Source organism: Streptomyces sp. SudanB5_2050, from assembly GCF_964272335.1.
GTDB classification, from domain to species: Bacteria; Actinomycetota; Actinomycetes; order Streptomycetales; family Streptomycetaceae; genus Streptomyces; species Streptomyces rochei.
This window is the reverse complement of record NZ_OZ186760.1, coordinates 397,130-414,340: the sequence shown is the minus strand read 5'-3', so window position 1 is coordinate 414,340 and position 17,211 is coordinate 397,130. Positions and strand designations below refer to the sequence as shown.

The following is a 17,211-nucleotide window of genomic DNA, read 5'->3' as shown; positions in this document are numbered from 1 at the left end:
GGGTGTTGAGCGGCGCTGACATGGGAGGGAAGGCCCGGCAGGTGGGCGGCTTTATGATCGTCAACGACTGTTGAATCCGCGACCATCCTTCTGTCGTCGGACGGTACTTGGCGACCGCGAACGCACTCGCTGAGCGGGCCGCGTGGCGGCGACGCATGTGAAGAAAGGTGGACCCCATGGCCCTCGGGCTGCTGCGACGTCGGCGTTCCCGCGGCGCTTCCGGTGCCGGAGCGAGCATCTCGGTGCCCCTGCCGCCCGATGCCGGAGCGTTCGGCATCGAGGTCGTCGATCCCATGGGGCAGCCCATGGGCGGAGCCGAGGTCACGGTGACCGCGCTGGACAGCCACCGGGTTGTGACGCGCGGCACCACGGACCCTCACGGCTACTTCATAGCGACGCTGTCACCGGGCTCCTACAGCGTGATGACCGTGGCCGAGGGCCTGTCGCCCAGCCGCGAGAACCTCGACATCACCGCCGGTGTGGCTCTGCCCCCGATGCGTATCGCGCTCCTGCCCGCCCGGCAGATGGAACTCCCCACGGCGGGAACCTGGCTGTTCGACCCTCCGCACACCGCGATCCGGTTCATCGCCAAGCACGTGGGGATGGCCCACGTCCACGGCCGGTTCACCCGCTTCCAGGGCGGCATCCGCGTCGCACCGGACATGGCCGACTCGCAGGTCTCGGTGCGCATCGACGCCGCCAGCATCACCACGGGCAACAACACCCGTGACAACCACCTGCGTTCCGCCGACTTCCTGGACGTCGAGCGCTACCCCTACATCGACTTCACCAGTACCCGGTTCGCCTACCGCGGCGGTTCCAAGTGGACCCTGCACGGCACGCTCACCATGCACGGCACCAGCCGCTCCGTCGGCCTCGACACGACCTACCTCGGGATGGTCAACGGAGGCTACGACCAGGAACTGCGGTGCGCGGCCCTCGCCAAGACGGAACTCCACCGGGAGGACTACACCCTCAACTGGCGTTCCATGCTCGCCCGCGGCATCGCCGTCGTCGGACCGACCGTGCAACTCGAGCTGGACGTCCAAGCGATGTACCGCACCCACGACACGCCCACGCCCCCGGAGTAGGCCCTCACAAGCAGGCGCCTGACGCGGGCTGCGGCCCGGCAGGCGCCTTCCGGCCGTTCGGGGGTGCCGATCGGAGGCGGTACGGCACCCCCACGGCCGACCCCACCGGATCGCGTGCGCTCCGTCGCGACGAGGCGCGTTCACCGGCTTGCGGATCCCTCCCCACAACGATCACCACATCCCGCGAGCCCTGTCAGGACGCGGAGACAGCCGCTCGGGCCCGAGCCAACCGCAGCCGGTTCTCCTCCAGCCACTCCGAAGCGACGTCGATCGGCACCCGCACCGCGATCTGCGTCGACGGTGAGTCGTGCACGGTGACCTCCACAGGGTCATCGGGGACCACGTCCACCCATGCGCTGCGGTCACCGGCCGGCCACTCGGCCCCCTCCTCCGCCTGGAGGGCATCGAGGCAACGCTCCCACTCGTCCAGGTCCTCATGCGACACCTGCAGGCCGACCCGCCCGGAAACGAAGCCGCTCTTCACCACGATCTCGGCTGAGTAGTAGCGCTCCTGGTCCACCGTCGCCACAGGCGCACCGCACCTCACCTCAACCGCGACGCTTTGGGCCGGATCCGCGAACCGGAACAGCTCGAACGTCTGCACTTCATCAACCACAGTTGCCTCTTGCGCGCTTGGTGGACCAGATCGCTGTTGATCCTCTCAGGTGGCCTGGCCGGAATCGTCGGTCAGAGCGGCCGCGGTCGAAGTGAGGTGCTGGACCAGGAGCGCGGCCGCGGCGTCGGCGTCGCGGGCCAGCACCGCCTCCTCCAGCCTGCGGTGTTCCAGAGCACCGTCCCGATCGGGGTTGCGGTGTGCCGACCAACGGCGGGCCAGCTCGCTCTGGGTCCACAACCGGTCGAAGGTCTCGAGCAGTGCGCGGTTGCCGCACCCCTCCAGCAACGTGCGGTGGAAGGCTCTGTGCGCTTCGGCCCAGGCGTCGGTGTAGTACTCGCCCTCCTCCGGCGCGAATGCCGGAGTGCGCACCAGGCGATGGTGGGCGGCCCGCACGCGGGCCTCCCAGTCGACGTCACCGCGCTCGACGGACATGCGCAGCACGGCCGGTTCGACGGTCCGGCGGGCTTCCATGATCTCTTGCCAGCGGCGGTCGGAGAAGGACGGGACGGCGAAACCGCGGTTGGGCAGCCGGTCGGCGAGCCCCTCGCCGACCACCCGCACAAGTGCCTCGCGCACCACGGCCAGGCTCACGCCCTGCTCCTTGGCGAGATCCTGCGGCTTGAGGGGAGCCCCAGGGGGGTGGTCCCCACGCATGATCGCGTCCCGCAGATGTGCGTAGACCTGGTCGGAAAGCATCAGCTTCCCCGGCGGGGTCGAGGCGTGGGCCGTCTGAGTCATGAGCTCATCCTAGACGATCTCTTCAATAATCGATTATCGGTGCTACTGTCGATTCAGCAGCCGATGAGGACGTCCTCGTCCGGAAAGGAGCGACAGCTGTGCCTGCCGACGACCCCTTCGCCCGCCTCCCCCAGGCGGCCGCGTTCACCATCACCAGCACCACCGTCACCGACGACGCCCGCGCCGGCGACGGCCCGATGGACCTCGACGCCGTGCGGGACGTCAGCCGCGCCGTCAGCGCCGCCCACCTGTTCATCTATCTCGTCCCCGAAACCGCCGAGGAGGCGGCCGGGCTCGGCGTGACCGACCGCGGCCCGGCGTATCTGGCCTTCCGGTCGGCCGCGATGGGCGCGGTTCCGTGGCAGGTCACGCTCGCCGCCTTCTATAACTTCAGCCCGCGGGCGGTGCGGGCCATGGCGGGCGTGTGGGAGGCCGCGCCGCCCGAGCGGTGGCAGGCCGCACGCTTCCGGGCCGCCGGCCGGGCGATGCGGCGCGTCGGCGTACAGCTCACGGCCGATCACCTCGCCGAGGCGCGGTGGCTGATCGACCCGGTTCTCGCCGGCGCCGACTACGCAGGCAAGGTGCTGGCCGCCGCGAACGCCTCGGTCGTGCTTCCCCCTGATCCTCTTGTCGCGCTGTGGCAGCAGATCACGGTGGCGCGCGAGTGGCGCGGCGACGCCCATCTCGTCGTACTCGCCGACAACGGCCTCGGGCCGTGCGACTGCCTCCTGCTGCACACCGCGACCGGCAGTCTCCCGACACCCCTCGTGCGAGCGACCCGCCGGTGGGACGACGAGGAGTGGAGTGCGGCCACGGCACGCCTGATCGCGCGCGGCTGGCTCGACTCCCACGGCGTGGTCACCGACGCCGGCCGTGCGGCACGCGAGCGCATCGAGGGGGAGACGGACGAGCACTGCGCCGCGCTGTGGGCACCCGTCGGCAACGCGGGCGCCCGCCGCTTCGCTTCGCTCATCTCGCCGATCTCCGACGCATTCGCCGCGACGACCACGCTTCAGGGGATTCGCGGCCAGTCTGATCTCGCCTGAACGGTCCCTCGCGTGAGCAGGCCCTGTTCCAGTACGAACGACCGCAGTGTGCGGGCCGCAGCGGCTCTCACGAACCGCTTCTCGCGGTGGGGGCGGTCGTACGGGAAGGATGCCCTGGCCCGACAGGTCCCGTGTGGTCCATTGATGGTCGCTCAGGATGGCCCGGGCCAGGATGGACAACCAGGCGCGGTACCTGGAAAGTGGCCAAGCAGCGGGCCACCGGCCTGCTCGGGTGCTGCCGCCTCGCCAACCCGGACCAGCCCCAACTGGCGGTCATGGGTGATGTTCGCGCAGCTTGAAGGTTCCCATGAGCTGCGCTGTTATGTGGAGTCCTGGCGGCGGCCTGATGCGGTGGACTAGGCTATGGGGATGACTACCGGGACGGCATTGCGCCACACACGGATCGGCGACCCGGTGCTCCTCTGAGCACTGTGCGGGCCATTGCGGGCCCGCCGTTGGATCGAAGATCTTGCCCTGTTGCGCGGGCTCCGCCTCCGTCGTGTTGATCTGAGGACATATCAACCACGACAGGAGACTTCATGCCCACCAAGATGTTGCACATTCCCACTGCGGACGGCCGGGCAGATGCCTTGGCCGTCTTTCCCGACGGCGGCGAGCGGCACCCAGGGGTGCTGATGTACGCGGATGGCTTCGGCATCCGACCCGTGCTGCGGGAGATGGCACGTGAACTGGCCGGCCACGGGTACTACGTGCTCGTTCCCAACTTCTTCTACCGGCACGGCCCGGCACCTGTGGTCGAACTTCCCGAGCACATCGGAGAAGAGGCGCGGACCGCGGTCATGGGTCAACTGATGCCCCTGATCGAGGCGCACACCGTCGAACGGACCTTGCGGGACGCCGACGCCTACCTCGGGTTCCTCACCACGCAGCCCGAGGTCAGCGCGGGACCCGTCGCGGTGACCGGCTACTGCATAGGGGGCCTTCTGGCGGTGCGCACCGCTGTTGCCCACGCCGGTCGAGTGGCCGCCATCGCGGGATTCCACGCTCCCGTGGGCGCCGCCGGGTCCGACAGCCTGCGCCGCCTCATCGCCCAGGTCCACTTCGGCCACGCCGAAACCGACCTGACGCCCGGGGCCCTCGGCGAAATCAACCAGGCCCTGGACGCCGCGGGTGTCGACTACACCTCTGAGATCTACCCCGACACCGTCCACGGCTTCACCATGGCCGACACCGATGCCTTCAACCCGGCGGCACTGCAGCTTCACTGGGACCACCTGCTCCCCCTCCTCGGCCGCACTCTGGCCGGCGGTTGATGCTTCGGTCCGGAACGCGAACTGATGCGGGCTTGCTTCGTCAGGGGCAGTGGGATCGAACGCGCACCGCGAGGGCGCGCGGTCCAGTGTTCCGCTCAGGCGTGGTCGCTCGGCTTCCGCAGTACCTCGATCACGCTGGCGTAGCTGTCGGAACCGTGACCGGCCGCCTTGGCGCGTTGCATGGTCGCCTTGAGCAGGGCAACCAGCCCGGTGTCGATGCCCCGAGCCTGTGCGGCGTGGATGAGGTGGTCGATCGTAGCGATCTGTACGTCGACGGTCGCGTCGTCGCCCGGGTACTCGGCGGCGTCCACCTGGGCAGAGTAGGTGGTCACGAAGCCGGACACCGCGGTCAGCCAGCGGACGGCGATGGGCGTGAACGCTCCGGCCTCGACGCCGTCGGCGCCCACCAAGGCGGCGCCGTGCAGCCAACCGGTCAGGGTGGACCACATCAGACCGAGCAGGGCCGCGTCGTACAGGGAGGCCAGGCCGGGGTCGTTGCCCAGGTAGACCGGGTCTCCCAGCGCCTCGAGGACCTGGCGGTGGGAGTCCAGGACTGAGGGCGATCCGCTGTAGAGGAACATCGTGGCCGGGTCGCCGACGCCGGGCGGGGTAGTCATGATTCCGCCGTCGAGGTGGCCGGCGCCGTGGAGGCGGAGCCAGCTGTCCAACTCGCGTGCCTGCTCAGCGGACCCGGAGGTGACGTTGATCAGGTCCCGCCCCGCGAGGGCGCCGGTGGCGGGCCCGAGCAGCGTGCGCAGCACGTCGTAGTCGAATACGCAGGTGAGCGTCACGGGGCTGGCAGCGATGGCTTCCTCCGGCGTGTCGGCAAGGCGTGCGCCCTTCTCGACCAGGGGCCGGGCCTTGCCGGGCGAGCGGTTCCACACGGTGAGCGGGTGCCCCCGGTCAAGCAGCGCGGCGGCCAGCGCCGAGCCCATGGATCCCAGTCCGATGACGGTGACGGCCTGCAGATCGGTGTGCATGGTTCAACTCCTGTTGTCCGAGTCCTGGGTGATGCCGCAGGCCTTCCGGCCGTGCGGTCGATCATGTGCGACTACGTTCGCAGTGCTGGGCGGCCCCGGACAGTGACACCGGTGACGCCGACCACCAAATTCCTGCCGTAGGCTTCACGGAATGACAGTGGGGTCAGTCGCCGTGGTGGTGACGGAGGAGATAGGGCTCCCCTCTTGGGATCTCTATGAGTTGAGCATCCCGTGCACGGTTTTCGGGAAACCGCAACCCGATCTGGCCGAGTCCTGGTACGACTTCCGGCTGTGCGGCGTGGGCGACCGCCTCGCGGAGGCGGATGGCGGATCGCCGGGTCCGGCCCGTTTCACCGTCCGGACCCCGTACGGCGTCGACGACATCGTCGGCGCCGACACCGTCATCGTGCCGTCCGTGCCAGACTCCTGCGTCGAGGGAGAACAGCCCCTGCCCGCGGAATTCGTCACCGCACTGCGCCGGGCCCACGACGCGGGGGCCCGCATGGTCTCCCTGTGTAACGGCGCCTTCGCGCTTGCCGAGGCCGGACTGCTCGACGGCCGCCGTGCCACAGCCCACTGGATGCACACTGCGCAGCTCGCTGAGCGATACCCGAAGGTGACGTTCGACGACTCGGTCCTGTACGTGGACGAGGGCGACGTGCTGACCAGCGCGGGCCTGACCGCGGGCCTTGACCTGTGTCTCCATCTGGTGAGACTCGATCTCGGTGCGCATGTCGCCAACCAGCTGGCCCGGCGTATGGTCGTGCCCGCCCATCGGCCCGGCGGTCAAGCGCAGTTCATCGACATGCCCGTGCCCGTCACCGACGACGCCGGACTGACCCCCGTACTGGCGTGGGCGCGAGCGCACCTTGACGAACCGCTGACCGTCGAGGACCTGGCCCTGCGAGCGGCCATGAGCCCACGCACCTTCTACAGACGTCTGCAGGAAGCCACCGGCACCACGCCCTTGCAGTGGCTGCTGAACGAGCGTCTGAGTCTGGCCCGGAGCCTGCTGGAGTCGACGGCACTGCCGGTTGAGAGGATCGGTGCGCTCACCGGCCTCGGCACGGCCAACAACCTGCGCCACCACTTCCTCAAGCGCGTGGGTGTCTCCCCTAGTGACTACCGGCGAGCCTTCCCGCCCCAGCGAACCCGGCCGGAACGAACGTCCACCTGATGCACGCCGTCGAGACCGCGGGGCCCACCTCGACGCCACAAACCTCCGCAAGGCGGGCCTGCACCTCATCGGCGGTGAGGCCCGTCGCGACCAGCGACATCTCATCTCGTCGACGCCGGTCAGGCGCTTCTGCGGCTTCTTGACGACCTTCGGTTCGAAGGAGGCCTCCCGGTCGCGGGGGCGTTTGCCGTTGCGGGAGTTGTCACCGTCCTTGCCCGTCGGATCGCGCTTGTCCTGGCCAAGGTGGTAGGTGTTCTCACCTTCGAGAGCGGACTCCAGCAGCCGATTGGTCAGCCGCTGCAGCATTCCCTCGCCGGTCTGCTCACTGCGGTAACCTGCTGCGATGCAGAAGGTCTTGGACGAGGGTCCGTTCTTTCACGGTACAAAGGCGGCCTTGCAAGTCGGGGACCATCTCACCGCCGGTTTTCGTTCCAACTACCGGCCCGAGATCGTGATGAACCACGTCTACTTCACCGCGTTGCGCGACGGCGCCGGCCTCGCCGCCGAACTTGCGGCAGGTGACGGAGAGCCGCGGGTGTATCTCGTCGAACCGACCGGCGAGTTCGAGAACGATCCCAACGTCACCGACAAGAAGTTTCCCGGCAATCCCACCCGCTCCTACCGCAGCAAGGAGCCGCTGCGGATCGTGGGCGAAGTCACCGACTGGACGCGGCAGACGCCTGAGGCCCTCAAGATGTGGCGCGACCGGCTGGCGGCCATGCGTCAGGACGAGCGCGCCGAGATCGTCAACTGACCGGGACGAGCCCACCACTGCTTCGTGACGGCGCTTACCGCTCGCGCGAGACCCGACGCTGTTCCTGACAGGCCGACGCACGTCGATCGGCAGACGTCTCCATGGTCTCAACCGGTAGGGCACTCGCCGAGGGTGTGTCGGCGGCCCAGTGACCGAGTGAGGGCGGTCAGCCGTTCGGCCTGGCGCGCGGTCGGGTCGGTGGTGCGGGTGGTCCAGGCGATGTGACCGTCCGGACGGATGAGGATCTCGGTCATTCCCCGCAGGCCCGGGTGGTCTTCGTGGTCGGTCACCACAGCGGTGGTGAGGCGTGCGTCGGGTTCCGGACCGGCGGTCGCCGTGGGGTCGGGGGCCAGGTCGAGGTGGACGAACCGGGCGGTGTGCAGGAGGTCGTAGAACCGGGTGGCGGACGAGCCCGCGACCGTCAGCGTGATGTCCGGCATCCGTCGTCCCACCAGGGGATCGGCGTCGGCGTCCGTGGGAGGGTAGGCGGTGTCCAGTGCGGAGACCCGGCCGGCGAGCGTGCGGTTGACCTCGTCCTGGCCCAGGAGTTCGTCCATCAGGCCCCGCAGGGCGGCGGCGGGACGCTCGTACCGGGGGACGAGGGTGAGTTCCATGAGGAGGGTCTGGACCTCCGTGTTCTCGGTCACCCTGCGGCCCACCGGGCGGCGCTCGGCGTCGTAGCTGTCCAGGAGGCCGGGGCGGGCCCAGCCCTGGACGGCGGCGGCCAGCTTCCAGCCGAGGTTCATGGCGTCCTGGAGGCCGGTGTTGAGGCCCTGGCCGGCGGCGGGGAAGTGGATGTGGGCGGCATCCCCCGCCACCAGGAGGCGTCCGGCCCGGTACCGGTCCGCGAGCCGGGTGGCGTTGCCGAAGCGGGAGAGCCAGCGGGGGTCGGCGACGCCGAGGTCGGTACCGCACATCCGGAGCAGGATCTGGCGGAACTCCTCCAGGGTGACCGGTTCCGTGGCCCCCACGCGCATCCGTTCCGGATCCACCAGGACCAGCCGGGTGACGCCGCCTTCCAGCGGCGCCACCAGCACGCCCGCGGCCCGCGCGGCGTCCAGGGCGGCGGGGTCGGTGTCCACGACCGCGAAGTCACCGAGGACTCCGGTGAGCGTCTCGTCGGTGCCGGGGAAACCGATGCCGGCGGCCCGCCGGACCACACTGCGTCCGCCGTCGCAGCCGACCGCGTACTGAGCCCGGACGGTCTCGGCGCCGTCCGGTCCCCGTACTTCCGCCTCGACCCCGTGCTCGTCCTGACGCACGCCGACGACCTCGTGGCCACGGCTGATCCGCACCCCCAGCTCGGCGGCCCGTTGTGCCAGCAGCGCCTCGGTGCGCGCCTGGGCGAGGAACAGCGTGTAGCCGTGCCGGGAGTCGAGCCGGGAGAAGTCGAGCCGGGTCGGAAGCTGGGCGAAGTGCCAGCCGGGGACCGTGCGGCCGAGTGGCAGGAAGCGGTCGAGCAGGCCCCGCTGATCCAGCAGCTCCAGACTGCGGGGGTGCAGGGTCAGCGCCCGGGAGTCGCGCTGCGGCTCGACGCGGCGCTCCAGGATCCGGGTGCGCACCCCCGCCAGGGCCAGCTCGCAGGCGAGCATGAGTCCGGTGGGGCCGCCGCCCGCAATGATCACGTCGTCCTTCATGGAGGGTCGCCCTCTCGTGTCACGCGCAATTAGTGAACGGCGTTCACGTGAACGCTGTTCACTATACTGCGGGGCATGAACTCCTCGTCAACCCGTTCACGGGGGCGCCCCTCGCGCATCGACAGCCCCCGCACCCTGCGCACCGCACTGGAACTGCTGGACGAGGCGGGTCTCGACGCCCTGACCATGCGGCGTCTCGCGGACGCGATGGAGGTGCGGGCCGGCGCCCTGTACCGCTACTACGCCACCAAGCAGGACCTGCTCACGGCCATGTCGGAGCAGATGATGGAGGGCGTGACCGAGAAGGTCCTGGCGACCGACGGCGCGCCGTGGCACGAGCGGGTGGCGGACTTCGCGCGCGCCCTGCGAACGGCGCTGCTCAACCACCGCGACGGCGCGCGGGTGTTCGCCGGGACCCACCCGACGGGCGGCAACGTCCTCGGTTTCTCCGAGGCACTGGTCGGCGTCCTGCTCGACGCGGGCTTCCCCGCGGACGACGCGGCCCGGACGCTCTACGCGCTGTCGAACTTCACCGTCGGCCACACCCTGGAGGAGCAGGCCGCCCGGTCGGGGGAGAACGGCGGAGCGGACGCCGCCGGACTGCTGCGCTCCGCGGTGACGGACGGCTCGTATCCCCACCTGCACACCGCGTTGTCCGCGCTGGCCAGCACGGACTTCGACCGTCACTTCGAGTACGGGCTGGGTCTGCTCATCGAGGGCCTGCGAGCGCGCCGTCCGGGCTGAGGGTCGGGCGCCGGGACCTCTTCCTCGGTCGGGGTCGGCTCGAGGCAGGTGACGTGCCCTCGACGCGTCACCTCGTGATCCCGCGTGCCGACCCTTCTCGGCTTCCGCTGCCGCAGCCGGGGTCTACGTCTCCCGCTGCGCCGTGACCAGGCCCGTCTCGTAGGCCGCGATGACGGCTTGGGCCCGGTCCCGGACCCGGAGCTTGGCGAAGAGGCCGGTGATGTGGTTCTTCACGGTGGAGCCGCTCACCCCCAGCCGTTCGGCTATCTCCGTGTTGTCCAGTCCTCCGGCGATCAGCCGCCACACCTCCCGCTCACGCGGGGTGAGTTCCTCGGCGTCGGGGGGAGCCGAGGGCCGTGACCGGTGGGCATGGGCCTTGACGTGCGTGGAGATGAGGCGGGTCAGGAGCCGTGGGGCGAGGATCGCCTCCCCTTCGTGGACGACGTGCAGGGCGGCGACGAGGTCCTCGGGCGAGATGTCCTTGGGCAGGAAACCGCACGCCCCCGCCCTGAGGGCGTCCACCACGTACTCGTCCATGTCGAAGGTGCTCAGGGCCAGGACCCGGCAGTCAGGCAGTTCGGTGCTCAGCCGTTCGGTGGCGGCGATACCGTCCAGGACCGGCATGCGGATGTCCATGATGACCACGTTCGGCCGGTGTGTGTGGGCCAGACGGAGCGCCTCGGCGCCGTCCCCGGCCTCGGCCACGACCTGGAAGCCGGGTTCGGGATCCAGCATCAGGGCGAGGCCGCGTCGGACGAGGGGCTGGTCGTCGGCGATGAGAACCTTCACGATCGCGCTCACGTGTACGACTCCTGGCGGTCGGCGGGCAGGGGAAGACAGGCGCGGACGGCGAATCCGCCACTCACCGGTCCGACCCGCAGGGTGCCGCCGTGCAGGACCACGCGCTCGCGCATCCCCACGAGCCCGTGGCCCGTGCCGCGTGCGACGAAGTGGCCGGGACGCGGGCCGTCGTCCGTGACGGTGACCCGGACCTCGTGCATGGTGCGGGTGAGTTCCACGTCGACGTGCGCGCCGTGGCCGGCGTGCTTGCGGGCGTTGGTGAGAGCTTCCTGGACGATGCGGAAGACGGTGAGCGCGACACCGGGCGGCAGCGACTGGAGGTCGCCCTCCGTGGTGAGCGTGGTGGGCAGACCGGCGCGGCGACTGTCCTCGACGAGGCGGTCGAGGTCGCCGATGCCGGGCTGTGGTGCGGTCGTCGCGCCTTCTCGTCCCTCTTCCCCGCCCTCGTCACCGGCCCGCAGTACGTCGAGCAGATGACGCATCTCGTGCAGAGCGGAGCGGCCGGAGCCCTCGAGGGCGACGAGTGCCTCGCGGGCCGCGTCCGGGGACCGGTCGAGGTTGGCCCGGGCGCCTCCGGCCAGCAGCTGCATCGTGGTCAGGTGGTGGGCGACGACGTCGTGCAGTTCCCGGGCGATGCGGCGCCGTTCGTCGGAGACGGCCCGCTCGGCGAGGCGCCGCCGCTGGGCCTCGGCCTTGTGTTGCCAGCGCCCCACGGCGACGGCGGCCCCGGCCACGAACAGCGCGGACACCGCGTTGGGGGCCAGCTCGATCAGGGGCGGTGCGGGCCTGCCCGGGTGGAACAGGTGCAGCACCGCGACGCACCCGACGACGGCCGTCGCTCCGACCACGGCTCTGGAGTGACGGACGGCGGTGTAGAGGGCGATGATCGTGGCCGCCCCGTAGTGCAGGCCCACGGAACTGAACCAGCCGGTGGACAGGTTCGCCGCGAGGACGCACACGAGGACCGCCAGAGGCGCGCGGCGCCGCGCCGGCAGGAAGAGCGAGGCGACGACCGTGACCAGGCACCCGGCCACGGGGACATGGCCCTGGTCCATCTGGCTGGTTACGGTGAAGCCCACGAGATCGATGGCCGCGGCACCGGCGGCGACGAGTCCGTCGTGCTGGGTCCACAGTCCCGGCCATCCGGTCCGGCTCGTCGCCGCGGCCGTGTCGGGGCCCGTCCCGCTCGCGAGATCCGGCGATTTCGCGCCTGGTGCGTCGGCACCGCTCCATGCCCGGACGGCGTGCCCTTCGTTCACGCTGTGTCCCATCTCCGCCCTCCCTGCGCGTCCCCGCATCCCCGTGGCCGTAGCGGCAGCGCGGTGACCTGCGGTTCTTCCGCAGAGTGTCCCATAGTTCCGGTGTGCCGGGCCCCGTGTTCCCCAGGCCGGGAGCGGACGGGGCGACCAGGAGCAGGCTCCCAGTGGGGCGACGATGCGGGGCCGTGCTCCCAGATGACTTTTCGTTCTCGGCTCCGAGTTCCGGGCCGCGCCCGGCTGATGTGCTGGACGAGTGCCGGGACGCCCCGGCTCGGGCCCCGCCTCGGACCGCGACGGTCCGTGGCGCCCGGCCTTCCGTACCCTTCCCGGAGGCATTCTGTGATCCGTTCCCTGACCGGATACTCGACCCGCAGACCATGGCGGGTCATCATCGTGTGGGCCGTGGTCGGCATCTTCGTGACGCTCGTGGGTCAGGCGCTCGTCTTCCGTGTGACGCACACCGACAGCGCCGGCTTCCTGCCACCGCAGTACGACGCGGCCGCGGCGTTGCGCGTCGCCGAGGAGGAGTTCGGCGCCGAGCCGGACGCCAACGCGGTGACGGTGCTGGTGGCGCGGCGCGACGGCAAGCCCCTGCGGGACGCGGACGAGGAGCGCATAAGGGACGCGGTGCGTGAACTGAACGCCACGCGCCTGCAGATGCCGTGGACGGACGAGCAGATACGGGGGCTCTCCGAGGACTACTCCCAGGTCCCCCGAGTGGCCTTCATGACGAACGCCCCGGACCGATCGTTCGCGCTGCTCGACGCGCGGCTGCGGGGCAACTCCACCGACCCCAGCATGCATTCCCTGTACCGGGTCTTCCACGACCGTGCCGAGCAGGAGTTCGGCGAGGCCGGCTTGCGCACGGGGTTCACGGGCGGCCTGGCGGACGTCGTGGACCGCGCCGACGCGGAGGAGACCACGCAGACGGTGGTCGGCCTGCTGGTGGTCGGTCTGATCGTTCTGATCAACGTGTTCGTGTTCCGCAGTGTGCTGGCCGCGTTCGTGCCGCTGTTCGCGGTGTCCGTGGTGGGGGGAACCGCCGTCGGTACGGTCGTGGGTGCGGCCCTGCTGACCGGATTCGACCTGGACCCGGGCACTCCGAGCATGATCGGCACCGTGCTGGTCGGCATCGGCGTCGACTACTTCCTCTTCCTGCTGTTCCGCTTCCGTGAGGAGCTGAGGCGACGCCCGCAGGAACACCATCGCCTGGTGGCCGCGGACGTGGCCGGGCGAGTGGGCACGGCGGTGACCTCGGCGGCGCTGACGATCGTGGCGGCCTTCGCGACGCTCGGCGTGGCGACGTTCGGCCAGTTCCGGGTGCTCGGCCCGTCCGTGGCGGTGTCGGTGCTGGTGATGCTGGTGGCGAGCCTGACGCTGATGCCGGCGCTGCTGGCGGTGACCGGGCGGAAGATGTTCTGGCCGTCGCGGATCCTGTCGGAGAAGGCAGGGCGGCCCGGCGCGGCGGGCCGTACCGGCGAGTGGGTGGCACGTCGCCCGCTGCTGGTGCTCGTGGCGTCGGTGACCCTCCTCGGCGCGTTGGCGGCCGGTGTGGTGGGCGTCCGGATGGACTTCAGCACCGGCGGCACCCCGCACGACACGGCGGCCGCCGCGACGGCGAGGGAAATCGCGGGCGCCCTGCCGGCGGGAGTGTCCGATCCGACGACGGTGTACGTCACCGCCGACGACGACCGGACCTTGGACTCCAGGGAGCTGGACGTCGTGCACCGGGCGCTGTCGGAGGTGGACGGAGTGGGCAAGGTGGCCGCCCCCGTGTTCGACGCCGACCGCACTGCCGCCCGGCTCGACGCCTACCTGACGGTGGACTCCCAGTCGCAGCGCGCGCGGGACCTCGTGGCGGGCCCGGTGCGCCAAGCCGTACGGGAAGCGACGCCCGCCGGACTCACCTCGCACGTGGGCGGCACGGCAGCCGTGTTCGCCGATGTGGCCACTGCGGTGGACCGGGACCTGCGGACGGTGTTCCCGGTGGCGGCGGCGCTGATCGCACTGATCTTGGTGGTGCTGTTGCGCAGCTTGGCGGCGCCCGTGGTGCTGATGCTCGCGGTCGGACTGTGCTTCGCGGCGACGTTCGGTGCCTCCGCGCTGGCCTTCCAGCACATCGGCGGCGAGGCGGGCGTGACCTTCGTCCTGCCGCTGGTGCTGTTCCTGTTCGTGGTGGCGCTGGGCACCGACTACAACATTCTGATCAGCGACCGTCTGCGTGAGGAGATGGCCCACGGGGGCTCCGTCCGTGCCGCCGTGGCCCGGGCGGTACGGCACACGGCTCCGGCCGTCGCCACGGCCGGTGTGGTTCTCGCCGCCTCCTTCGGCAGCCTCGCGGTGAACGCGGATCCCTCCACCCGTCAGCTGGGCTTCGCCACGGCCCTCGGCATCCTCCTGTCCTCCTTCGTCGTGTCACTCCTGCTGGTCCCGGCGGCCGCGGCCCTGCTGGGCCGGGGAATGTGGTGGCCGGTGCGCGTGGCACGAGTCCGGCGGGACGGGACCACCAGCCACGACACCGCGGAACCGGAAGGACACCGGACGGAGGACCGGCCGCTGTCCCGGCGGCCCTGACAACGCCCGTCCCGCCGGCGTTCGTCAGCCGCCCGTGTCCGTGCTTCGAGCGGGTGCTCCAGGGGCTATGAGGGCGGTGTCTCATCACTGTTGCGGGTGGGTGTGGCGGGGGGACGGGAACCTTCCTGGGGGACACCCGTAGCAGCTCGCACCGCGTCGTCCACGGTCGGGTGGAGGGCGTGCCGCCCGAGCCGGGTGGCGAGTGGGTGGCGAGCGAGGTCGGTGGCGGCGCGGGCGCGGACGTGGGCGAGGCACAGGGCGACGCCGTGGCGGTGGAGTTCGTCGCGGAGTTCGTCGAGGGTGTCGAGGACCGGTACGCCGAGGTGGTAGCTGTCGCCCAGGTCGAGTACGACGGTGTGGGGCGGGGGATCGGCGGCCCGGACCTGGTCGCGGACGGCGAGCCGCACCCGGCTGATGTTGCCGAAGAAGAGGCTGCCGTCGGGACGCACGACGAGCACACCGGGGACGGGTTCGGCGTCGGCGTGCATGTCGGTGTCGCCGTACAGGAGAACGCGCCCGTCCCCGGGCCGGCCGTCGCGGGCGCCACTGCCCGGCAGCCGGCCCAGGACGGCCACGTGACGGCGGCTGGCGGCGGCGATGAACAGTACGAGGGAGAGAGCCACCGCCAGCAGCAGGCCGGGCAGCAGGTCGAAGAGGAGGACGCCGAGGAGAGCGGTCAGCGCGACCCACAGACTGCTCCGGTCCAGGCGTGCGTACCGTCGCAGTTCCCCCACCCGCAGGAAGCCGCGCACCGCCACGATCACGATGGCGCCCAGGACCGCCTCGGGCAGATCGGTGAACAGCGGAGTCAGGAACGCTCCGGTCAGCAGGATGAGCGCGGCCGCGATCAGCGAGACCATGGGCGTACGTCCGCCCGCGCCGACCGCGGCGGCGGACCGCGAGGCGCTGCCGGAGACGACGAAACCGCGTACGAGGCCGACGGCGACGTTCGCGGCCCCCACGGCGATCATCTCCCGGTCGGCGTCGACCTCCTGGCCGTGCTCGCGGGCGAACCGGCCGGCGATGCTGTACGCCTCGGCGAACACGACGAGGGCGACGCCCAGGGCCCCTCCGGCGAGCGCGAGCCAGTCGGCGGCGGGGATGCCCGGCAGGCGCGGTACGGGAACCGCCGACGGGATCTTCCCGACGACCTCCACCCCGTGCTTCTCCAGCCCGGCGCCGGCGGACACCGCGAGGCCCAGCACCAGGACCAGCAGCGCGGCGGGCAGGCGGGGCAGGAACCGCTCCAGCAGGAGCAGCACGCCCAGCGCCGTCAGCCCCACCGCGAGGGTGGCGAGCGACCAGTCGGGGACGTGCCGAAGGAGCGCCCGGAGCCGCTCGAAGAAGTCGCCGTCGCCGCCGTCGGCGCCGGTGAGTTTGGACAGCTGACGGACGATGATCGTCAGGGCCATGCCGAACAGGAAGCCGACCAGCGCGGGTTCCGCGAGGAAGTTGGTGACGAAGCCGAGCCGCGCGAGCCCGGCCGCGACCAGGACCGCGCCCGAGACGACCGCGACGGCCGCCGACAGACCCACCGCGTCCGCGGGGGAGCCGACGCCGGCGATGGCGGAGGCGGACAGTACGGAGGCGGCCGAGGTGGCGCCGACGACCAGGAAGTTCGAGCGGCCGAGCAGCGCGTAGACGAGGAGGGCGACGGGCGCGGCGTAGAAGGCGTTCTGCGGCGGTACGCCGGCGATCTGCGCGTAGGCCACGCACTCGGGCACGATCAGCGCCCATGCCGTCAGCGCGCCGAGGCCGTCGCCGCGCAGCCCGGACAGGCGGTAGCCACGCAGCCGGCCCATCACCGCTGTGTCCTTCATGTCGTCTGCCAGGGGTCGATGTCACAGGCCGCCGACCGCGTCGCCGATGTACTTGGCGCCGAGGACGAGGAGCAGTGTGGTCATGATGGCGGCGTTGTGCCGGGCCATCCACGCCTTCCACCCGCCCAGTACCGCGTCGGACCTGGCGCCGCCGACGAGGTAGACGGCGAGCGGTGCCAGCGCGCACAGAGAGCCGAGGAGCACCATCAGTACCACCGCTACGGTCTTGCCGCCCGCCGAGGCGCCACTGCCCGCGATGGAGACGGCGCCGCCGACCGCCAGGACGAGGTTCTTCGGGTTGGCGACCGAGAGCAGGGCGGCCAGCCCGCCCGCCTTGCGGGGCGTGAACCGGTCGATCGCCTTCATCCAGCCCGGCTGCTCCGCCTGGTGGCCCTCGACGGGTCGCCCTTTCCACTGCTTGGCGCCGAGCAGCAGGAACAGCACACCGAGCACGAGCTTCACCCACAGCGTCCAGTCGGCCGGTGCGTCGCCGTCGGAGGCGTCCGCGCCCGAGCTGAGGAGGACGACCGCCGTCACCACGACGGCGAGGCACCCGATCCAGCTGAGGGCGAACGCCGTGCCGTTGGCCCGGCCGCGTGGGGTGGCCAGCATCAGCACGACGGCGATCAGCGGGATCGGGCTGATGGCGATGCCGACCGCAGAGGCCAGCATCTGTCCGACGGCGTCACCCATGGGCTGT

At 71.0% G+C, this 17,211-nt stretch carries 15 protein-coding genes; 7 read left to right on the top strand and 8 right to left on the bottom strand.

The genetic code is table 11. From position 1 onward, the window contains the following. Positions 1-176: 176 nt before the first annotated feature. A complete protein-coding gene (locus ACFZP7_RS01380; RefSeq protein WP_220670330.1) occupies positions 177-1,091 on the top strand; it encodes a YceI family protein in 915 nt (304 codons plus the stop codon). Between the two features lie 193 nt (positions 1,092-1,284). Here the strand turns inward: ACFZP7_RS01380 and ACFZP7_RS01375 are convergent, their stop codons facing one another. Both ACFZP7_RS01375 and ACFZP7_RS01370 read right to left on the bottom strand, forming a co-directional pair. Next, positions 1,285-1,707 (bottom strand): DUF5959 family protein, encoded by a 423-nt coding sequence (locus ACFZP7_RS01375; protein ID WP_385633595.1) that lies wholly within the window; start codon positions 1,705-1,707, stop codon positions 1,285-1,287. Positions 1,708-1,752: 45 nt separating this feature from the next. Continuing rightward, the gene (locus ACFZP7_RS01370) at positions 1,753-2,445 is read right to left on the bottom strand and encodes a GntR family transcriptional regulator (RefSeq protein ID WP_385633594.1); all 693 of its coding nucleotides are present in this window, start codon (positions 2,443-2,445) and stop codon (positions 1,753-1,755) included. Positions 2,446-2,642: 197 nt separating this feature from the next. Here ACFZP7_RS01370 and ACFZP7_RS01365 point away from each other — a divergent pair, with 197 nt between their 5' ends. Next, a complete protein-coding gene (locus ACFZP7_RS01365) occupies positions 2,643-3,491 on the top strand; it encodes an SCO6745 family protein (RefSeq protein ID WP_385638293.1) in 849 nt (282 codons plus the stop codon). 539 nt (positions 3,492-4,030) lie between these two features. Beyond that, entirely contained in the window at positions 4,031-4,765 is a 735-nt protein-coding gene (locus ACFZP7_RS01360; protein WP_086875320.1) for a dienelactone hydrolase family protein, read from the top strand. A gap of 95 nt (positions 4,766-4,860) precedes the next feature. On the opposite strand, the gene ACFZP7_RS01355 is transcribed toward ACFZP7_RS01360, so the two are convergent. Continuing rightward, on the bottom strand, positions 4,861-5,745 hold the full coding sequence (locus ACFZP7_RS01355) for an NAD(P)-dependent oxidoreductase (protein WP_385633593.1): 885 nt from the start codon (positions 5,743-5,745) through the stop codon (positions 4,861-4,863). Positions 5,746-5,917: 172 nt separating this feature from the next. Between ACFZP7_RS01355 and ACFZP7_RS01350 the strand changes: the two genes are divergently transcribed. Both ACFZP7_RS01350 and arr read left to right on the top strand, forming a co-directional pair. Beyond that, positions 5,918-6,922: a GlxA family transcriptional regulator gene (locus tag ACFZP7_RS01350; protein WP_385633592.1), complete on the top strand. Its 1,005-nt coding sequence runs from the start codon at positions 5,918-5,920 to the stop codon at positions 6,920-6,922. A 343-nt stretch (positions 6,923-7,265) separates the two neighbouring features. Further along, positions 7,266-7,676, top strand: a complete 411-nt coding sequence (gene arr / locus ACFZP7_RS01345) for an NAD(+)--rifampin ADP-ribosyltransferase (protein ID WP_029393024.1) — start codon at positions 7,266-7,268, stop codon at positions 7,674-7,676. A gap of 107 nt (positions 7,677-7,783) precedes the next feature. Here the strand turns inward: arr and ACFZP7_RS01340 are convergent, their stop codons facing one another. Beyond that, entirely contained in the window at positions 7,784-9,313 is a 1,530-nt protein-coding gene (locus ACFZP7_RS01340) for a monooxygenase (RefSeq protein WP_385633591.1), read from the bottom strand. A gap of 75 nt (positions 9,314-9,388) precedes the next feature. On the opposite strand from ACFZP7_RS01340, the gene ACFZP7_RS01335 reads away from it, so the two are divergent. Beyond that, positions 9,389-10,057, top strand: a complete 669-nt coding sequence (locus ACFZP7_RS01335; protein WP_019324530.1) for a TetR/AcrR family transcriptional regulator — start codon at positions 9,389-9,391, stop codon at positions 10,055-10,057. A gap of 123 nt (positions 10,058-10,180) precedes the next feature. On the opposite strand, the gene ACFZP7_RS01330 is transcribed toward ACFZP7_RS01335, so the two are convergent. Beyond that, complete coding sequence (locus ACFZP7_RS01330; protein ID WP_127436155.1) at positions 10,181-10,858, bottom strand: response regulator transcription factor; 678 nt, start codon at positions 10,856-10,858, stop codon at positions 10,181-10,183. Beyond that, positions 10,855-12,129 carry a sensor histidine kinase gene (locus ACFZP7_RS01325; RefSeq protein WP_385633590.1) on the bottom strand — a complete coding sequence of 425 codons (1,275 nt, stop codon included), beginning with the start codon at positions 12,127-12,129 and terminating at the stop codon, positions 10,855-10,857. The genes ACFZP7_RS01330 and ACFZP7_RS01325 overlap by 4 nt, the downstream gene beginning before the upstream one ends. Positions 12,130-12,456: 327 nt before the next feature. Between ACFZP7_RS01325 and ACFZP7_RS01320 the strand changes: the two genes are divergently transcribed. Then, entirely contained in the window at positions 12,457-14,691 is a 2,235-nt protein-coding gene (locus ACFZP7_RS01320) for an MMPL family transporter (protein ID WP_385633589.1), read from the top strand. A 65-nt stretch (positions 14,692-14,756) separates the two neighbouring features. On the opposite strand, the gene ACFZP7_RS01315 is transcribed toward ACFZP7_RS01320, so the two are convergent. Next, a complete protein-coding gene (locus ACFZP7_RS01315) occupies positions 14,757-16,511 on the bottom strand; it encodes a SulP family inorganic anion transporter (protein WP_385633588.1) in 1,755 nt (584 codons plus the stop codon). 21 nt (positions 16,512-16,532) lie between these two features. Continuing rightward, positions 16,533-17,204, bottom strand: a complete 672-nt coding sequence (locus ACFZP7_RS01310; RefSeq protein WP_385633587.1) for a GAP family protein — start codon at positions 17,202-17,204, stop codon at positions 16,533-16,535. Positions 17,205-17,211 lie beyond the last annotated feature (7 nt).

Coding starts and splice junctions, on each gene's coding strand:
- ACFZP7_RS01380 (WP_220670330.1), top strand. CDS start 177: ATGGCCCTCGGGCTGCTGCGACGTCGGCGTTCCCGCGGCGCTTCCGGT.
- ACFZP7_RS01370 (WP_385633594.1), bottom strand. CDS start 2,445: ATGACTCAGACGGCCCACGCCTCGACCCCGCCGGGGAAGCTGATGCTT.
- ACFZP7_RS01365 (WP_385638293.1), top strand. CDS start 2,643: ATGGACCTCGACGCCGTGCGGGACGTCAGCCGCGCCGTCAGCGCCGCC.
- ACFZP7_RS01360 (WP_086875320.1), top strand. CDS start 4,031: ATGCCCACCAAGATGTTGCACATTCCCACTGCGGACGGCCGGGCAGAT.
- ACFZP7_RS01355 (WP_385633593.1), bottom strand. CDS start 5,745: ATGCACACCGATCTGCAGGCCGTCACCGTCATCGGACTGGGATCCATG.
- arr (WP_029393024.1), top strand. CDS start 7,266: ATGCAGAAGGTCTTGGACGAGGGTCCGTTCTTTCACGGTACAAAGGCG.
- ACFZP7_RS01340 (WP_385633591.1), bottom strand. CDS start 9,313: ATGAAGGACGACGTGATCATTGCGGGCGGCGGCCCCACCGGACTCATG.
- ACFZP7_RS01335 (WP_019324530.1), top strand. CDS start 9,389: ATGAACTCCTCGTCAACCCGTTCACGGGGGCGCCCCTCGCGCATCGAC.
- ACFZP7_RS01325 (WP_385633590.1), bottom strand. CDS start 12,129: ATGGGACACAGCGTGAACGAAGGGCACGCCGTCCGGGCATGGAGCGGT.
- ACFZP7_RS01315 (WP_385633588.1), bottom strand. CDS start 16,511: ATGAAGGACACAGCGGTGATGGGCCGGCTGCGTGGCTACCGCCTGTCC.
- ACFZP7_RS01310 (WP_385633587.1), bottom strand. CDS start 17,204: ATGGGTGACGCCGTCGGACAGATGCTGGCCTCTGCGGTCGGCATCGCC.